Origin of the sequence: Lysinibacillus sp. IITD104 (genome assembly GCF_036698265.2) — a bacterium.
GTDB lineage: Bacteria > Bacillota > Bacilli > Bacillales_A > Planococcaceae > Lysinibacillus > Lysinibacillus boronitolerans.
In genome coordinates this window covers 337,067-355,191 of the sequence record NZ_JBAHYH020000001.1, presented here as the reverse complement: position 1 = coordinate 355,191, position 18,125 = coordinate 337,067, and the positions used below count along the sequence as shown (strand labels likewise).

At 36.7% G+C, this 18,125-nt stretch carries 18 protein-coding genes and 1 riboswitch; of the genes, 11 read left to right on the top strand and 7 right to left on the bottom strand.

Annotation, left to right across the window (positions count from 1 at the left end):
* Positions 1-20: 20 nt before the first annotated feature.
* Positions 21-461: a VOC family protein gene (locus V1L66_RS01810; RefSeq protein ID WP_048394038.1), complete on the bottom strand. Its 441-nt coding sequence runs from the start codon at positions 459-461 to the stop codon at positions 21-23.
* Between the two features lie 332 nt (positions 462-793).
* On the opposite strand from V1L66_RS01810, the gene V1L66_RS01805 reads away from it, so the two are divergent.
* Positions 794-1,639: an aldo/keto reductase gene (locus V1L66_RS01805; RefSeq protein WP_333004646.1), complete on the top strand. Its 846-nt coding sequence runs from the start codon at positions 794-796 to the stop codon at positions 1,637-1,639.
* A gap of 179 nt (positions 1,640-1,818) precedes the next feature.
* Here the strand turns inward: V1L66_RS01805 and V1L66_RS01800 are convergent, their stop codons facing one another.
* Positions 1,819-2,202: a helix-turn-helix domain-containing protein gene (locus V1L66_RS01800; RefSeq protein ID WP_016992625.1), complete on the bottom strand. Its 384-nt coding sequence runs from the start codon at positions 2,200-2,202 to the stop codon at positions 1,819-1,821.
* 110 nt (positions 2,203-2,312) lie between these two features.
* Between V1L66_RS01800 and V1L66_RS01795 the strand changes: the two genes are divergently transcribed.
* From V1L66_RS01795 to V1L66_RS01775, 5 genes are all read left to right on the top strand, one after another.
* Positions 2,313-3,497 (top strand): MFS transporter, encoded by a 1,185-nt coding sequence (locus V1L66_RS01795; protein WP_333004645.1) that lies wholly within the window; start codon positions 2,313-2,315, stop codon positions 3,495-3,497.
* 158 nt (positions 3,498-3,655) lie between these two features.
* Positions 3,656-4,606 (top strand): ABC transporter substrate-binding protein, encoded by a 951-nt coding sequence (locus V1L66_RS01790; RefSeq protein WP_066037947.1) that lies wholly within the window; start codon positions 3,656-3,658, stop codon positions 4,604-4,606.
* Between the two features lie 467 nt (positions 4,607-5,073).
* Positions 5,074-6,645 carry a helix-turn-helix domain-containing protein gene (locus V1L66_RS01785; protein WP_333004642.1) on the top strand — a complete coding sequence of 524 codons (1,572 nt, stop codon included), beginning with the start codon at positions 5,074-5,076 and terminating at the stop codon, positions 6,643-6,645.
* A gap of 122 nt (positions 6,646-6,767) precedes the next feature.
* Positions 6,768-7,166, top strand: coding sequence for a hypothetical protein (locus V1L66_RS01780; RefSeq protein ID WP_333004640.1), 399 nt, complete (start codon positions 6,768-6,770; stop codon positions 7,164-7,166).
* A gap of 81 nt (positions 7,167-7,247) precedes the next feature.
* Positions 7,248-7,354, top strand: a riboswitch (SAM riboswitch).
* A gap of 87 nt (positions 7,355-7,441) precedes the next feature.
* The gene (locus tag V1L66_RS01775; RefSeq protein ID WP_036079618.1) at positions 7,442-8,179 is read left to right on the top strand and encodes a cyclase family protein; all 738 of its coding nucleotides are present in this window, start codon (positions 7,442-7,444) and stop codon (positions 8,177-8,179) included.
* Between the two features lie 30 nt (positions 8,180-8,209).
* Here the strand turns inward: V1L66_RS01775 and V1L66_RS01770 are convergent, their stop codons facing one another.
* Both V1L66_RS01770 and V1L66_RS01765 read right to left on the bottom strand, forming a co-directional pair.
* Positions 8,210-8,806 (bottom strand): DedA family protein, encoded by a 597-nt coding sequence (locus V1L66_RS01770; RefSeq protein WP_036079620.1) that lies wholly within the window; start codon positions 8,804-8,806, stop codon positions 8,210-8,212.
* A 61-nt stretch (positions 8,807-8,867) separates the two neighbouring features.
* Entirely contained in the window at positions 8,868-9,641 is a 774-nt protein-coding gene (locus V1L66_RS01765) for a Cof-type HAD-IIB family hydrolase (protein WP_333004637.1), read from the bottom strand.
* Positions 9,642-9,954: 313 nt separating this feature from the next.
* Between V1L66_RS01765 and V1L66_RS01760 the strand changes: the two genes are divergently transcribed.
* From V1L66_RS01760 to V1L66_RS01750, 3 genes are all read left to right on the top strand, one after another.
* Entirely contained in the window at positions 9,955-10,638 is a 684-nt protein-coding gene (locus tag V1L66_RS01760; RefSeq protein WP_036079623.1) for a DUF2225 domain-containing protein, read from the top strand.
* A 22-nt stretch (positions 10,639-10,660) separates the two neighbouring features.
* Complete coding sequence (locus tag V1L66_RS01755; RefSeq protein ID WP_333004633.1) at positions 10,661-11,014, top strand: hypothetical protein; 354 nt, start codon at positions 10,661-10,663, stop codon at positions 11,012-11,014.
* A 137-nt stretch (positions 11,015-11,151) separates the two neighbouring features.
* Positions 11,152-12,564: an erythromycin esterase family protein gene (locus V1L66_RS01750; protein WP_333004632.1), complete on the top strand. Its 1,413-nt coding sequence runs from the start codon at positions 11,152-11,154 to the stop codon at positions 12,562-12,564.
* Positions 12,565-12,613: 49 nt separating this feature from the next.
* Here V1L66_RS01750 and V1L66_RS01745 read toward each other — a convergent pair whose 3' ends face one another.
* From V1L66_RS01745 to V1L66_RS01735, 3 genes are all read right to left on the bottom strand, one after another.
* Positions 12,614-13,789, bottom strand: a complete 1,176-nt coding sequence (locus tag V1L66_RS01745) for a DUF4272 domain-containing protein (RefSeq protein WP_333004630.1) — start codon at positions 13,787-13,789, stop codon at positions 12,614-12,616.
* A gap of 1 nt (position 13,790) precedes the next feature.
* Positions 13,791-15,092 carry an SMI1/KNR4 family protein gene (locus V1L66_RS01740; protein ID WP_333004629.1) on the bottom strand — a complete coding sequence of 434 codons (1,302 nt, stop codon included), beginning with the start codon at positions 15,090-15,092 and terminating at the stop codon, positions 13,791-13,793.
* 176 nt (positions 15,093-15,268) lie between these two features.
* Positions 15,269-16,099, bottom strand: a complete 831-nt coding sequence (locus tag V1L66_RS01735; RefSeq protein WP_333004627.1) for a MerR family transcriptional regulator — start codon at positions 16,097-16,099, stop codon at positions 15,269-15,271.
* An 86-nt stretch (positions 16,100-16,185) separates the two neighbouring features.
* On the opposite strand from V1L66_RS01735, the gene V1L66_RS01730 reads away from it, so the two are divergent.
* Both V1L66_RS01730 and V1L66_RS01725 read left to right on the top strand, forming a co-directional pair.
* On the top strand, positions 16,186-16,653 hold the full coding sequence (locus tag V1L66_RS01730) for a GNAT family N-acetyltransferase (RefSeq protein ID WP_016993426.1): 468 nt from the start codon (positions 16,186-16,188) through the stop codon (positions 16,651-16,653).
* Positions 16,640-17,983 (top strand): MATE family efflux transporter, encoded by a 1,344-nt coding sequence (locus tag V1L66_RS01725; protein WP_333004625.1) that lies wholly within the window; start codon positions 16,640-16,642, stop codon positions 17,981-17,983. Before V1L66_RS01730 ends, V1L66_RS01725 begins: the two co-directional genes overlap by 14 nt.
* The last annotated feature ends 142 nt before the right edge of the window (positions 17,984-18,125 follow it).

The following is an 18,125-nucleotide window of genomic DNA, read 5'->3' as shown; positions in this document are numbered from 1 at the left end:
TTTGCTCTCTTTTTGAACAGTTATTGAATAATCAGCATATCATTCTCATCAAACTGCCACATGTCGCCATAGGCAACTTCCCAATAGTAGCCATTTGGATCTTGAAAATATCCACTATAGCCACCCCAAAATACAGTTACGGGCTCCTTAATAATTTCTGCACCCGCCTTTTTTGCTAATGCAAAGACTCGATCTACTTCTTCTTTTGATTTACCATTATAGGCAAGCGTGATTCCACCAAAGCCTTGGCTAATTTCTGGTGGATTGGATTCATTAATATCTTTGACTAAACGTTCAATTGGAAATAACGATATTTTTGTTCCTCCATTATTAAAGAACATGACATCGGGATTCGTCTCCTCTCCGTATACCACCACTTCAAAACCCAGTCCCTCTCGATAAAAATTTAGAGATTCCACCATATCTTTAACACCTAATGTAATTAAATTTAAACGATTCATCTTCAAAATCCCCTTTTTAAAGTATTACTACTTTAATTCTCTACCGAACGTATATTTCCTTTTATTACCGCAAGAAAAATATTTGTTTAATTGTCTCCAAAGCCTTTTGTAGACTACTCGATATTTTTTACTAGTAGTTAAGACCAATCAGGTGTGACATTTTTATTTAATCGTTCATCATCAATAAATATTTTTATTCCTCTAATCATTGCCAGCTCACAAAAGTTACCTCTACGTTTCTATGACACAAAAAAGTACGTACTTTTTTTGAGAGTTTATTAGCAGCATAATGAGTAAGCAATCCAATAATCACAAAACATGGAGGACTAAAAATGATTACTCATTTACAAGATACAATCACTTTAAATAATGGCCTACAAATGCCTGGTATGGGTTTAGGGGTTTTTCAAGTAGAAAATGACGCTACTGCAGAAATGGTTAAAAATGCTATCGAGGTTGGCTATCGAAGCATCGATACTGCTGCTATTTATGGCAATGAAGCAGGTGTAGGAGAAGGTATTAAACAAGCTCGAGCATCTACTGGCTTACGTCGTGAAGATTTATTTATCACATCTAAAGTATGGAACGATGGTTTAAGCTATGATGAAACAATTGCAGCATATGAAGAGAGCCTAAAAAAATTAGGATTAGATTATTTAGACCTTTATCTAATTCATTGGCCTGGTAAAGATAAATATGCTGAATCGTGGAAAGCACTTGAAGACTTATATGAACAAGGCAAGATCAAAGCAATCGGTGTATGTAACTTTACTGTGGCACACTTGGATAACTTATTATCATTTGCTCATATTAAACCTGTTGTGAACCAAGTGGAATTCCACCCACGCTTACAACAAGTGGAGCTTCGTTCATTCTGTGACAAGCACCAAATTCAACTTGAAGCATGGGCACCTTTAATGCAAGGTGGACTTCTTGAAGATGAAACAATTTCAAAAATCGCAACAAAATATGGAAAATCAAATGCTCAGGTTATTTTACGCTGGGATGTACAAAATGGAGTGATTACAATTCCAAAATCAGTACGTAGAGAGCGTATGATGCAAAACGCTGATATCTTTGACTTTACTTTAACAGACGAAGAAATGGCATTAATCAATGAGATGAATCGTGAACAACGTGTTGGACCAAATCCAGATGAATTTGACTTTGCTCTATAAACATTAAAAAGAGGAAAGAGGCTGGGACAAAAAGAAAAAATGTTAGACCAAGATGTAATTGGTCTAACATTTTTTTGATTTAGAAAGGCATATTTAACTGCTTGAAGTGGAAAAGTTAATATCCATTTTTATTGTTTTTCAATATAATCGAGTTATGTCCCAGCCTCTTTCTCCCCTCATTATGATGTTTGCTGCATGGCAATATCATCATCACGTTGTTTTAACAGTACATCTTCACCTTTATCCTGTAATAATTCAACATGTTTTTCACCCCACGTACAAAGCATGTTCAGAATTGGTTCCATTCCTTGTCCATAGGCTGTTAATGAATATTCAACTTTTGGTGGTACTTGATTGAAGACCTTTCGATTGATTAACCCAGCCTGCTCCAGTTCCCTTAATTGGTTTGTGAGCATTTTTTGTGAAATACCTGGGATCAATCGTCGAAATTCGTTTGTTCGAATTTTACCATGGTGGTTTAAATGACAAAGAATAACTGGTTTCCATTTACCACCAATAACTTCTAGTGTAGCTTCAACACCAATATTATAAACTTTTTGCATCGTAAACCTCCTGTAATATCCAAAAGTAACTAAAAGTACTCTACATATCTTTTTGGTATGTATGAATATTACTACACATAATAAAAAAAATCAAAGGAGATAGTAGTAAAATGTCAAAATCAAAAAAGCCAAATGCTAAACTTACCTTACTAGCACTTGCTATCAGTGCATTTGGTATAGGGTCCACTGAATTTATCAGTGTCGGACTTTTACCATTAATTACAGATGACTTTGGTATTTCTCTTAGCACAGCTGGCTTAACCGTTTCTATATATGCACTAGGGGTAACTGTTGGGGCTCCCTTACTAACAGCTTTAACATCCCGCCTTAGTCGAAAAACCGTATTATTGCTTGTCATGTCCATTTTTATAGTGGGTAACCTAGCAGTCGCTTTAGCTCCTAATTTCGCATTACTATTAATCGGACGTATTATTTCAGCATTAGCACATGGTGTGTTTATGTCCATCGCTTCTGTTATAGCAGCAGATGTAGTGGAACCAAATAAACGAGCAAGTGCTATCGCCTTTATGTTTACTGGCTTAACATTAGCTACTGTAACAGGTATCCCACTCGGTACATTTATTGGACAAGTAACAGATTGGCGTATGTCATTCATTTTTATTGTTGTCATTGGAATTGTCGGTTTAATTAGTAATGCATTTTTAGTACCTAGCCAATTATCGAAAGGCAACCCCATCTCTATCCGTGATATTGGCAAAGTATTAGGCAATATTCGAATGATCTTAATACTATTCATTACCGCAATTGGATACGGCGGTGCTTTTGTTGTCTACACATATGTTTCACCTATTTTAGAGCAATATATGGGGTATTCCCCACATACAGTCGTCATTATTCTAGTTGTCTATGGTATTTGTGTAGCTATCGGTAATACTCTTGGAGGTCATTTTGCTAATCATAATCCGCTACGTTCCATCTTTATTATTTTTGTTGGACTTGCATTGGCATTGCTTGGCATTGGCTTTACTCTTGAATCACCTATTATGGGATTAATAATGGTGCTGACAATGGGATTGTTCATGTTTATGAATGTCCCAGGATTGCAGCTATATGCTGTTCTACTATCTGAAAAATATATACCATCAGCAATTTCAATGGCCTCAGCATTGAATATTTCTGCTTTCAATATTGGCATATTTTTAGGCTCATATATCGGAGGCTTTATTATTCGCCACCAATCGTTGGCGCATACGCCTATATACGGATTCCTGATGGTTATGCTAGCTGCAATTGTTACACTTTTATGGTTACTTTTCGATAACAAAAAACAATAACTCTCTGAATTTCATTTTGTATAAAAAAGTAGTAGAGAATGTGTATTGTTTGTTGATATGTAGTATCCTATAATTTACTTGAACCAAACGAGAATGATTATCATTCTAATTTAAGGGAATACCCTTACTGTTTTAGTAAATCTATAGGAGTGAATAAAATGCGTAGAGGTCGATATTTTTCATTTGTAGTTTTCTTTGCACTTATATTCGTATTAGGTGCCTGTGGCTCAAATGAAGTAAAAGAGGATACAGCTACAGAAGAACAATCATCTAAAGATACAAGAATTGTAGAAGACGAGTTTGGAAAAGTAGAAATTCCTACAAATCCACAGCGTGTAGCTGCTATCTATTTGGAAGACTATTTAACTGCTTTGGATGTAAAACCCGTTGTGCAATGGTATCACCCATCTTGGGGAAAACAGGACTATTTAGGATTAGATGTTCCTGAGTTCGACATTACTGGTAGCATGGAAACATTATTACAAGCCAAGCCTGATTTAATCATTGTAGATGGTGCCGCGGACAAGGCAAAGTATGATGAATACTCAAAGGTAGCGCCTACTTACCGCTTGAAAGAAGATATTCTACAAGATCCACGTGAAATTGCGAAAACAATAGCTGATGTTTTAAATATTTCCGATAAAGCAAAAGAAATGGTTGATCAATATGAGCAACGTGTTTCCGATTTAAAAGCAAAACTAGATGAATCAATCGAAGACGAAACAGTTGCTGTTGTACGACTAAATGTAGCAGATAATACATTAGCGTTATTTGGCATTAAAAATCGCTACTCTGGCTATATTTACACAGAGACAGGCTTAACACCTCATCCATTAGCCCGTGATATGACAGAGTTCCACGAGGTTTTATCGGAAGAGGCTATCACGGAATTAGATGCGGATCATATCATCCTTTTCCCTTCAAACGGTACATGGGAGTCTAAAGAGAACCAAGAAGCCATTAAATGGTTAGATAGTACACTATGGAAAACACTCCCTGCTGTAAAAAATGGGCATGTCTATATTGCTGATCGCACATATTGGCAATCTGGCGCAATCACAGCCAACTTGCTAAAGTATGATGATCTAGAGAAATGGTTCGTCAAATAATTTACAAAAGAAAGCTCTTAATGAGGGCTTTCTTTGGCTTAATGTTAAAATACAAAATAATTTAATAGCACTTTTGTGAAGGGGAAAATGGATGATATTGTCACTCATCACTTCTTCACATTGAAATAAGTGCCTATCCTCTCTTTAATAGACTTTTTTGTTTCCTACAGCTAGTACGAAAGAAGAAAAGACACGTTAGCAGCATGGTTGATTGGAGTGGAGCCAGCGTCACTCCTAGGGGATTTAGCGTCACAGGTGAGACCCTGGAGCGAACGCAAGTGAGTGAAGCGGCTCATCAGACGCCCCCTGGAAAGGACGCTGGCGGAGCGGAAATCAACCCCCTCGCCTTGCTAAAAGGGCTTTTTCTGCTAGTCACATGATCTTTTTTCAACAACATGAAAGAAAGCTCTTAATGAGGGCTTTCTTTGTGTTGTTCTTCCAACTCAACAAAAAGGGGTGAACTATCAATGGGTAACTTAACACATGTTTATACGTTACAAAATATCTCTTATGCAATTCAATCATCAAACAAGTTGTTGATTAGTAGTGGTTTCTATACACTTTTCATCGTAATGAATGGTAGCGGAAAGCTAGAAATAGATCATGAAACCATTCATTTTAGTGAGGAAAAGTGCATATTGATACCGCCAAATAACACGGTTAGTATTCACATTCAAAGTGAGCACCTTTATTTTTATCAATTACAATTCAACATTGTCAATCTTAGCAATAGTCAGAATTCCTATAGTCATTTTACAAGTATCAGAGTACAACATCTTCTCCCCTTTTCACAATGTCATCTACTGCTAGAAGTCATCTATCAAAACCGGTTAGCGGAGGATGAACACACGATTTTTGAGCAGCATGTGCACTTTCAAGAGCTGATGTTATTGCTCTTGCATCAAATTATACCCAGGCAGATGCAAAAAAATGATCGCCAATCTGTTGAGCAGTCCATTAACCAATTACAAAAACATTTTGAAAAAGAGTGGACGGTTGAGCAGCTAGCACAGTTAGCTGACGTCCCAAGATGGAATTATACGCGCATTTTTAAAGATATTACGGGACAAATTCCTCTTCACTATTTAAATAACATTCGTATTGAAACAGCTAAGCAATTATTAATAACAACAAATGATCGAGTATATGAAATTAGCCAGTCTGTCGGATTTAATAATGAGTATTATTTCAATCGTCGTTTTAAAGAACATGTCGGCATTTCGCCAGGACAATATCGAAGAAGTCAAAGCAGCCATCTACGTGTATTTGCACCATTCTTAGAAGATTTCTTTGTTGCCCTTGGGATTACGCCAATTGCTCAATTCAGTCATTCAAAATGGGGAAAACAAGACTATTTAGGTCTACAGGAAGTGCCAGATATCGATGTACAAAATAGAGAAATGGATCGACTCCTTTACTATAAGCCAACTTTAATTATGCTAGATTCTGGTGTAGAGCGTTGGGAATCCTTTCCGCATTTAAATGAGGTAGCCCCCATCTGCCATCTCTCACACCCTGGTGAGAATTGGCAATCTACGTTATTTAAAATTGCTGATCTAACAGGAAAAACCTCCTTGATACAAGACGTAATCCTACAATATGAAGATAAAGTACAACAAGCAAAAGGAATTCTTAGTAAATCCGTTTATGGGCAAAGTGTGGCATTTCTCCGTATTTCAGCCATTGGCATCACTCTATACGCTGGTCCTGAGTGTGGCTATACGGGCCCCATTTTATATCATGACTTAGGTTTAATGCCCCATTCACTAGTATGTCGTATTCCGCCCAATCAACGTAAAGCCCAACTGACATTTGATCGATTGATGCAATTAGATGCTGATCATTTATTTATTACATTTGATAAACAACATTCCATTCATGAGAATGAAGAACGTGCTATTTTAAAAACACCTACTTGGAAAAACCTAGAAGCAGTTAAAACCAACTGTGTCTATGAAATAGACTTTTTAACATGGATGAATTATGGCATTTTATCACATAGTAAAAAAATTGATGATGTCTTGGATGTACTTGGCTAAAAAGGAAGCTCACTTTAGCTTCCTTTTTAAATGTTTAGGACAAACATTGTATTGTAAATAACACCGAAAGTCGTTTGGCTACATAAGATAAGATATCAGGCTATAGGATAGGAGGAATGATCTTGTATTACAATCCTTATCCGTATTTTGTTCATCCCTATCATTATCCAACATCGCCAATTGCAAATCATTTTGTCGTTAGACCCTTTTCTCAACATCTAGCAATGCCGACCAATAATCCTTTTCCACCTGTCGATACACACAAATTAAAAGCTTCAGCAACACGGATAAAGGCGATGATGCAGCAAGCTCAATTACTTACGGATAAAATAGATAGCTCCCAACAATTCGCACATGATTTAATGAATGCTGCTCAACTTTCAAATAAAACAGAGGTTGAAAAATTAATCACATCAACAGGCATTACGATGAAATTTGAAACGAACTATACACCAGACAGTTTTAGAATACGTCTTATTGATAATGATTGTTGTGGAGTCACCTTGAATTTGAATTGGTGAAAATTCCTAGTGAACTTGTAAACTATAAAAAACTATGCTAAAGTGTTTGTATTGTTATTTCTGAAAATTCTTATATTACTTTTCTTATCAAGAGAGACGGAGGGATTGGCCCGATGAAGTCTCAGCAACCAGCTAAACAGTATGGTGCTAATTCCAATTGGCAAAATGATCAGCCTTGAAGATGAGAAGAACTACCGTTGTTTCAGCAGGAGTCCTCTTCTATAAGGGGACTCCTTTTTATGTACCACTATTTTTAACAGAAAGCAGGGAAATCGATGTCTAATGAACTTTTACAAGCATTGCAATTATTAAAATCGAAACAGTGGGTTGACTTAACACATACATTCGGCCCAAATTCACCACATTTTTTTATGTTTGAGGACGCTAAATTTGAAACGTTATTCTCTCATAAGGATGGCTTCTTCGCCCAACAATTTACGTTCCCCGGTCAATATGGCACACATATCGACCCACCCATTCATTTTGTGCGAGATACTCGCTACTTAGAAGAATTAGAGCTAAAAGAGCTTGTTCTCCCCCTTGTTGTCATTGATAAATCACAAGAGGCTGCAAGCAACCATGACTTTGCATTAAGTGTTGAAGATATTCTTGATTTTGAGGACAAGCATGGAGAAATTGAAGCAGGAACATTTGTAGCATTACGTACAGATTGGAGTAAGCGCTGGCCAGATAAAGAAGCTTTCAGTAATAAGGATGCAGATGGACATAACCATATCCCTGGCTGGGGTTTAGAAGCTTTACAGTTTTTACTAAAAGAACGCAAGGTAAGCGCAATTGGTCATGAAACATTCGATACGGACTCTGCCGCCGATTTTCGTAAAAATGGCAAGCTAGATGGTGAATATTTCGTACTTGAACAAGACACCTATCAAATTGAGCTAATGACAAATTTGGACAAGCTACCTGCGAAAGGCGCTATCATCTTCAATATCGTACCTAAGCCAGAAAAAGCATCTGGCTTCCCTGTGCGCTCATTTGCTATTTTGCCATAACATAAAAGTCGGTATAGCGTATACCGACTTTTATGTTTGTCCATTTCTTTTTTTGAATAGAAAGTAAGCAATGAGCATCCCTACAATAAATAAAAGGATAAGATAGATACTATAATGAGTCAGATAGTATCCAACAAATCGCCATTTCTCTCCAAGCATCTTTCCTAATGATATAAATGTGAACGTCCAGATAAATGCCCCTGTATAGGCAAAAAGCGCAAACTTTCTATAAGGATAATTATTAATAGCCGCAATATACGCTGTCAAATGACGTACCCCGGGGATAAAATAGCCAATTAATAATAGGGTAGGTCCTATTTTTGTAAACATCTTTTTCGTAAAGTCAATTTTTTGCTCTGTAATATGAATTTTAGGCCCATATTTCTGCAATAACGGTAAGCCAAAACGATAACCAATATAGTAGCTTAAGGTAATGCCTCCAACCGCACCAATCATTGCACTGACTAAAGCAGGAATATGTTCAAGACTTTCTCGGTAAACACTATAGCCTACATAAGTTAGAAACACCTCATCAGGAAGTGGCACCCCTACAATACCTCCAATTAGAATCACGATAATTCCAAAGTATCCGTAATGTTCAATTAGAGACTGCACGTGATGTGCCATAAATCATCCCACCTAAAATTTATTAAAATCTACCTGCTATATATAGTGTAGCCTCAGTGCTCTAAATGACTTGAAGCTGACGTAAAGCAAAATCGATACCGTTATCAGTAGATTTCTTTGTAACAAAATTGGCAGCACTTTTTAGAGCTGTGCTTCCATTCCCCATGGCAATTCCTAATCCTACATACTCCAACATGTCAATATCATTATCCCCATCCCCAAAAGCAATCGCATTCTCAGGGTCGATGTTAAAATGATCCAGTACAGCTTTAATAGCTATTGACTTCGAAACATCCTGCTGTAATACATTCACAATATAAGGATGCCATCGCTGCAAAAATATATTCGAAAATTGGCTAGTATATCTTTTTTCAGCCAGCTCATCTGCATATAGACACATGAGAAAAACCTCTTCATCTACAATGTTTTCATTTATAATTGGAAAATCCCGTAAAGATAAAGTTTCCTGCATCGCTCTTAAAGCTACTGGACTTTGTATGCTATTCATGGATAGCTGCTCAGTAAAAAAGGTTAGGCTATGCTGCTGTTCCTGTGCAAATGCCTGTACATTTCGGACAATTTCTTTGGCAATCGGAGTTTTATGTATGACAAGATCCTTATGTTTCACATAGGCCCCATTTGCAGTAATAAAGGTTTCAATCCCCAGCGCTTTTAACTCATAGCACATAGATAAGGGTCTTCCAGTAGCCGCTACAAGATGGATTCCTTTTTCTTGCAATAGCTGAATAGCCTGTTTGGTACTTTCTTCCACACAGCCATCCTCGTAATTAATCAATGTGCCGTCTACATCAAAAAACACGATATTATACTTCATTTTGAGCACCTCCTTTATAGTCATTTAGAACCAATTTATAATTTTTCTCCCATGAAACATGTGAAAGTATTTTGACAAACTTTCAGCAAGCTATATAACTTCCATTGGCAACACCGATAAAAACTATTACAAGCGTATTTATAATAATATTTAACTAAAAATTCCTTGAATATTTTTAATTTAATAATTCTAAAGGAGTATACCAAAGAACACAAAATTGTTAAAATAAAAGATAATACCTTAAACACATTGAACGATAAAATCTTACGTATAAATAGAACAAAAGAAATAGCGCGCAAAGGAGTTGATTCTTATGGCATTTAACATTTACTACTATGAAAGTAGTGTAGACTGTAAATTTTGCAAAAAGCAGTTTACCACATATAAAGTTCGCCCTAATCGATATAAAATTATCGAAGAACAAACGGATTTCATGCCTGTTTATGATGGCCTAAACCCTTTGCTGTATGAAGTTGCTGTATGTCCACATTGTGGCTATGCCTACCATAAATCGATGACACGAACTTATGGACCTTTCATGCTCCTCATTGATGAACTATACATTAAAGAGCTCCAGAAACCTATGGATATCTGTCAGGAACGTACAATTGATGATGCCATTATCAGTTTTAAGCTCGCCTATTTAGTATCCCGTGCGTCAATGGAAGAATCTCTTTTAATGGCTAATTTCGCTCTAAAAATTGCTTGGCTCTATCGATTAAAAAAGGACGAAGAGTCTGAAAAGCGCTACCTTTTTGCTGCTAGAGATTTTTATAGTAAATCCTTTGCCTCCAATCAAGAAGGTGGAGAGAGAATTCAGTTTTTACATGCTGAATTAAGCCTTCGACTTGGTGATATCCCTGAAGCTAAAAAAGGTTTTTCACGTTTAATTGCAGATCGAAATGTTTCGACGAAATATCGTAAGCTTGCACGCAATCGTTGGGAAAATTATAAATATGACGAACAACCCATAACAATTAATGAAATCATTAATTAATGGGACGAGGAGATGATTGGTTATGTTGCTATTTCAAAAGAAAATTGATGTGAGAGAAGAGGATATATATTCAGAGCTACATCATTTTTTATTAAGAAAAAATAATCGCTACCTAACAAACGATGAGGTTGTCGCTTTAACAGGCGTATCATCCGAATTGCTTTATAAATGGGTAAAAGCAGGAAAATTAAAGAACACCATTTTCCCTAATTTAGGGGCACCATGTGAACGATGTGGACAGATTACACAAGCTAAAATTTGTGTGAGCTGCTCTTCCTCCATTGTTGGTACATTAAAACAAGAAGAAAAGGATCGTGCATGGTTTAACCAAATTCAACGTAACCATGTAAGAGCAAGTACGTATCACTATAAATAGCATTTCAACCTCCATCAATTGGAGGTGTTTTTCTTTTTTACATACTAAATTTAAACTAATTTTAAACAAATTCTTCCTAAACTTTAAACTTGCCTTTCTATAATTAGTATCAATATAAAGTGAAGGGCTGATAATTAATGAGGAAAGCTAGGAAGCATAAGGTTTTATTAAGTTTTGCATTGGCAAGTTTAATGACAGTAAGTGGAGTAGTAAATGTCTCTGCTGCTGTCCCTGTAAATGAGCAGATTATTAAAAACGATTCTGCCGTCAAACAAGCTAGGACTTCTAATGAAACATTACTTGATTGGAAAAAATGGGTGAATGACCATGCATACAGCCTGTCATCCATCCAGCCTGAAACGTTTGACGGACAAAAAATTCCCGCTAACAAATTTGACGATTTAGAGATGCTAAAACCTTTATTACATGATAAACGTATTGTCTTTTTAGGGGAAAGCTCTCATGGAGTGGCGCAATTCAATCTAGCGAAAACACGTTTAATACAATTTTTACATCAAGATATGGGCTATAATGTCCTTGCCTTTGAAAGTGGTATGGGTAATGTGATGAATGCTCAAGGACAAATTGATAAACAAGCAGCTCTACAAACAATGAAGGATGCCATTTTCGGCGTTTGGTGGACAAAAGAAACTTTGCCTCTGTTTGACTATGCAAAATCGACTCAAGCAACAGAGCAACCTCTTGTACTTACTGGCTTCGATATTCAACAGCAAGGAGCATTTACGAACGGAGATTGGCTGCAAAACCCTAAGTTGGCTCAGCAATTCAATGAAGCTGAGAAGCAACTTGCTGAATGGAGCTCGGGAAAAGATTTGAAGGGCTATCAAAAAGTAAAAGCTACTATAATTGATGTGTATAAACAGGTAAAATCAGAAATACAAATCAAAGAAAAAGAGCTACAGGCAGCTTATCCAAAAGAGCCTCATATTGTAAAACTAATGGATCGCACTCTAGCAGATCGTATTCGACTAGCAGACGAATATATAGAGTTAACAATTCAGTCCAATATCGATATTGAACAAAATAATATAGAATCATTTTTGCAAACTATGGAATGGCGAGATCAAGCGATGATGGAGAACTTACTTTGGTTAGCTGAAGAGGTGTACCCAACAGAAAAGTTTATTGTATGGGCTCATAACGATCATATTCGTAAAGCACAATCGGATGTAATGGGATCTCCTTACCCAGTTAAATTAATGGGGGAACGTTTACCTGATATCTATAAGAAATATAGCTATGTATTAGGTCTATACATGACTAGTGGAGAGACATCAAATAATATGGGAGAACCTATGCCTGTTTTACCTCCTGTCAAAGGATCTATTGAAGATATTCTGTCTTCAACAAATAAACCTTACACATTCATCGATTTACGCAATCGACAAAATGAACGAGGCAACTCATGGATGTTTGAACCACGCTTATCCTATAGTTGGGGAATGATACAGGAAAGTCTTGTTCCGCGCGACCAATACGATGGTATACTTTTAATAGATCAGGTGAATAAACCAACTTATATTAAATAATCTCTCTTATTAAACAATAGCAAACTAGATTTCCTAGTTTGCTATTATTTTAAGTATCCATCGATATAGTATCCCATTCTTCGCCTTGATATCCAATCATCCAAAATAAGCCTCTCCGTCTTTCCATCACAACACTTTCATTTAATGCTAAAGGAGCTTCTTGTCCATTGATGCGGCTATCTACACAAGCCCAATGGAATCTGTAAATTTTATCCGCCTCATCCACTATATCTTCCTTACTGCGCAGTACCGTTTGACCATAAAATTGCTCAAATGTCTCGCAACGGGAAACTACTTGAATTGCATATTCACAATCACATACATCGTCAGGGAAATTTAGCTCTTCCACAAGCCCCAATGCCCAAATAAGTGTCCAATAGGCTTCATATTGCCATGATATATTGACTGCTTCTTGAGCACCAGGATGCTGAGCCTCAAGAAAGAATTTTTCATGCTCCGTTAAAAATTCATGCACCCCATATGTTCGTAGCATATTGGTAAAGAATTCTCTAGACTCCTCAATATCACCCCTCTGTGCTACATCACATGCGAATTGAATAACAATTAACAGGGCAACCGCTCTTCTTGCAATATCCTCTTGGCTTTTAAATTGAAGATTTTCTACTGGTGGTAGCTGAGGAAGTGATGATGCATAAGGAATCTCCTTATCCGTTAAAAAAGCTATCGTTCTATTTTTTCGTGCTTCTCCCTGTGCTGACGTCATCTCATGTGCATGTATCTTTCTTGTACAAGCATGTGGTCGAAAAACAGATGGACCCGATTCTCCATTAGGATAAACGATAACCATACCATTTTGATCCAGCAAAGTACCATCTGATAGGAATCCAATCCCCCCTATGCTTGCTAGTAATTTTATAAATTGCTGCATATGGTCATCTGTCATCTCTTTGTCCATTTCGATTGCAACGACAGTATTGAGCACGGATATTTGAATCATTACTTGTTCTTTTAGCTGTTCATCTTTAAATGGAATTGAATTGTAAAAGCCCATCATCCCAGGTATATTTTTTGCAAAATAATCAGGGTTCGTATCTTCAGTTAAAATGTTTATGGTGCATCTATATTTATTAAATAAACCTCTTGATTTTAATAAATATTCATTATCGTTTTTTTCAATAGTAAAGCTTTTTGCTAATATATCAGATAGCTTATCCTCTATATCATCCGTATCATTTTTGGAAGCAAATATCGTAAAATGGTTCAATCTACTCTCCCCTTCGTTGCATATAGCATTTTAATATCCAATTTTCCAAACAACTAAGTGCTTGGCTAAACAGCTGTTTATTTTTCCGTAGCACCTCATGTTCAACCCAATACGCCAGCAAAGGGTGCCATTTTTCTTCGTCTATCATAGTTGTTGGTGTGATTCCACGCTGCATCATCTGACAAATGGCACGAATGGATGTTAGCCTCTCTACTTCGTTGCCATTTAACCACTCGTATAACGTCTCTGCACTTGGCTGTGACTCAGCTAAAAGTGTATCCCATCCATCAAGGGGAAACGTGACATAGGATCTCATCCAGTCTATGATATTTGGGTGATGAAATTGACGTAGACGATACAGGGCAGTATAGGCATCAATTCTATCTTTTTCGATATCCATTAAGATGAAAGAAAGTCCTTCATCAGCTGGTAAACAATGTGCTGTTACATAATCACGCAGCCAGTCTGGTACGTCACTCTGTACTTGCCAAAGTTCCCTCGCCCAATTTCCTGCCTCACTCGGGCATACCTTGACTAAAACTTCACTCCACGCTTTCTGTTCTGATGGAGATTGAGCGCGCTCTAATTTATGTCGAAGTGCCTGATACACCTGCACACCATCAAAATGCAAAAATGTCTCCTGCACGCTTGTTTTTTTCACACCATGCATGGAAACATAATGAAGTAAAGAATCTAAGCCGGATTGAGCCTGCTGTAAATTAGAGCTTAAATATTGTTCTAGCCAAGTTAGCCATAATTGTGAGCTAGCCAATTCAATATCCAATCCATTTTCGCTACAAAATTGACGATGCTGTCCACAGTCTACTCCGATACACCCTAAAGCTGTCATATTATCAACGTACGAATGAAAGCTGGCAGCAAGCAAATCAAACTCATCTTCTTCATGACTCCAATACCAAATCGTTTCATCCTCGAGCTTAAGGAGAAGAGCATCTCCATTACCTGCCGTAAAAAATTGTAAATATTGCTGTTCATCCGATTCATCATTCTCTCCAAAGTAAGGAAAGTCTAAGTCGTTTAAACTCCAGCCAAACTCCCCAGAAGGCGTATCAAGCAATTCAATAGGAAGGATCGCCTCCTCAGGTATTGACCAATAAATACCTACTTGCTTTGAGCAATTTTGCAATAGTTGACGAAATCCACTAGGGATTTGTACACCCAGTCTTGCCTCCACCTGCAGTAACTCTTGCTCAGTAGCGACTGGTTGTATTTCAATCGGATGTACACAAGCTTCTTGTTGTTTCAATCGCTCTACTAAATGATTCCAACGCTCAATCCACATTGTCTCTAACCTCCACATAAAACCCATGTGATGTCATACTTCTTATTTATCGTCAGGAAATCATTTACTGATTAGGATAACTTTAAACAGGATGATAAAATGCTATTATTTTACTGGCATCTAAACCTTCGTATATGATAAATGACTCAGCTATATTCATTCTTTTCTATTATGTTTTATTTTACTTTATTAACTTCCATCATAATTTTGGTTACATACTCTTCTTCTCGATTTTCCATTACAGCATCATAAATGTATTCCTCGTATACATATTGGCCTAGCTCATACCCCTTTTCATGCATGACATTAAATAACCGTGTGTATGTCTCACCAAGTTTTGAAGAGGGGCCAACATGATAACCAATCACAAATTCACCCTCTATCGCCTTAAAATAAGGATGCCCTTCTCTTGGATGAGGTTGCTCAATATATAAATAACTGTAGTTGTCGTAATTTCCAGCTAACACTTGCTCTCTTCTTGTTATCCCTCCAATTGGATACCCCGTATCTAATTGAGAGCGATCCAACTCCTCAATAAAGTCAGATACAGCCTTCACAAACTGCTCTTCTGTGGAATTCTCGATATTTTTACTCAAATATAATGTGTCTTCAGGAAAGTACTCAATCGTGATGTCCTTAAAATTTAGATGCAGTGCTTCCTCTGTTGTTTTGATTTTAACATCAATAATATTCTCAATCATTTCTAGTTCTCTACGTTTCTTCGCAACATGCTCTTTTTGTTGATGCATCAATTCTAAAAAATTTTCAGGTGATTTCTCTGCCATATACCGCTGAATATCCTTTAAGGACATTCCCACTGCCTTTAATAATTCAATAACACCGAAAAAATCATATTGAGCAAGTGAATAATACCTATAATCCTTACTATCCTTCATGATGGGAGATAATAAACCAATTTGATCATAATAAATAAGTGTCTGTTTATTTACCTTACATAATTTTGCAAATTCCCCGGTTGTAAAATATTTTACATTTTTATTAAGCATTTTTTGAGCTTCCTCCCTTGACTATATAGTTACTATATACTTTAGATTGTATCTATTCAAAATAAAAATAGAAAGGTTTTGACATTATGTTCACGGAGATTCGTGACATTACAGCTTTTAACAAGAAAGAAATTTTAGCATTACGCATCGCTGACAGTCAGCAACATTTTATTGAAACTACAGACCAGTGCTTAGCAGAAGCAGAAATGGATCGACGCTTTACGCCTTTAGGTCTGTATAAAGATAACACCGCTATAGGCTTCGCTATGTACGGCTTATTCCCTCATGATGATTACAGTCAACGCGTATGGCTTGATCGCTATCTAATTGCAGAACAATACCAAGGACAAGGTTTAGGAAAACATTTTTTACAGCAGCTTATTCAATATTTAACAGTAAAGTTCAACTGTCTTCAGATATATTTAAGTGTTTATGACAATAACGCTGTAGCTATCCAACTATATAAACAATTCGGTTTTATATTTAATGGTGAGTTAGATGATAAAGGGGAAAAAGTGATGGTTTTGGAGGTGCATGGTTATGACAACCATTAATCCAATTGAAACAAGACCACTGAAGCCATTATTTTTATCATACTTATTCCCTGCAATGATCGGGATGCTTTTAATGTCCGTCAATATATTGGTAGATGGCATTTTCGTTAGTCATGGCGTGGGACCTACAGCTTTAGCTGGAGTTAATATCGCTGTTCCTATTTTCTCCATTTTACTTTCTATTTCTCTATGGATTGGCATGGGAGGAGCTACCCTTTTCTCGATTTCTCTAGGAGAGGGCAATAAGCAACGTGCTCATCAACTATTTACATTGGCGTTTTCTATAATGCTAGTGGTTGTCATCACAATTATTGGATTTCTCGCGTTAAATCTAAAGGACATTTCTTATATATTTGGGGCGAGCGATGATACGTATCCTTATGTGCAGGAGTATCTACATGTCATTTTGCTCTTTGGGGTATTCTACACAATTGAAAATCTCTTAAGTATTTTTATTCGAAATGATGGCAACCCAAAATTAGCTATGCTGGGCTTAATTACAACATCGGTTTTGAATATACTTTTAAATTATGTTTTCATCTTCGTACTAGATTATGGTGTGACTGGTTGTGCCTTAGCGACATCAATAGCCACAATTATAGGTACGTCTGTGCTATGTCTTCATTTTTTCCGTCCTCAATCTGAGTTAAAGTTTGTCACTTCATTTTTTAATCTATCAGATCTGAAAAAAATTTTTTCAATAGGTTTACCTAGCTTTATTGTCGAAGCTTCCGTTGCAGTTATCGTTATTTTGTATAACGTTACCTTTTTACATTATTTAGGCGCAAATGGCGTTACAGCCTATGCAATGGTCAATTATATCCATACTGTCTTGCTGACTATTTTTCTTGGCGTTGGTATGGCCCTACAACCATTAGTTAGTTATCACCACGGTGCAAAATTACTAGAAAGATTAACAGCTTTATTAAAAATCGGTTTAGCTACCGCATTTATTTTAGGGTTAACAACTGCTCTTATAGCTCTTATTTTCCCTTCACAATTAATGGCTTTATTCGGAGATAGCTCATTTGAAATTCGCAGTATGGCGGCACAGGGCTTTGTTCATTTCGCCATTGGCTATGTATTTTTAGGGATCAACATGGTGTTCGCAGAATTCTTTCAATCCATTGAAAAAATTCGTATAGCCACAACAATTATGTTACTACGTAGTATTATTTTATTTATCCCTACTCTCATCATACTCCCCAAGATACTTGGCTCGCAGGCCATTTGGTGGACCTTCCCAGTAGCAGAAGGGATTACAGCCTTGCTTATTTACTTGTACATTAGAAAAAATCCAAGAACCCTTGCATCTCCTAAACATGCTTAAATAAAAGAAACGGGGAAAAAAGGGTTTTAGCCAACAAAAATACCGAACTATTCACTAAAACGCTCACGAAGTGTTTCGAATAGTTCGGTTTTTTTATTTTGAAAGCATCTTATAATACTATCGCTATCTTCCTCACGTATTT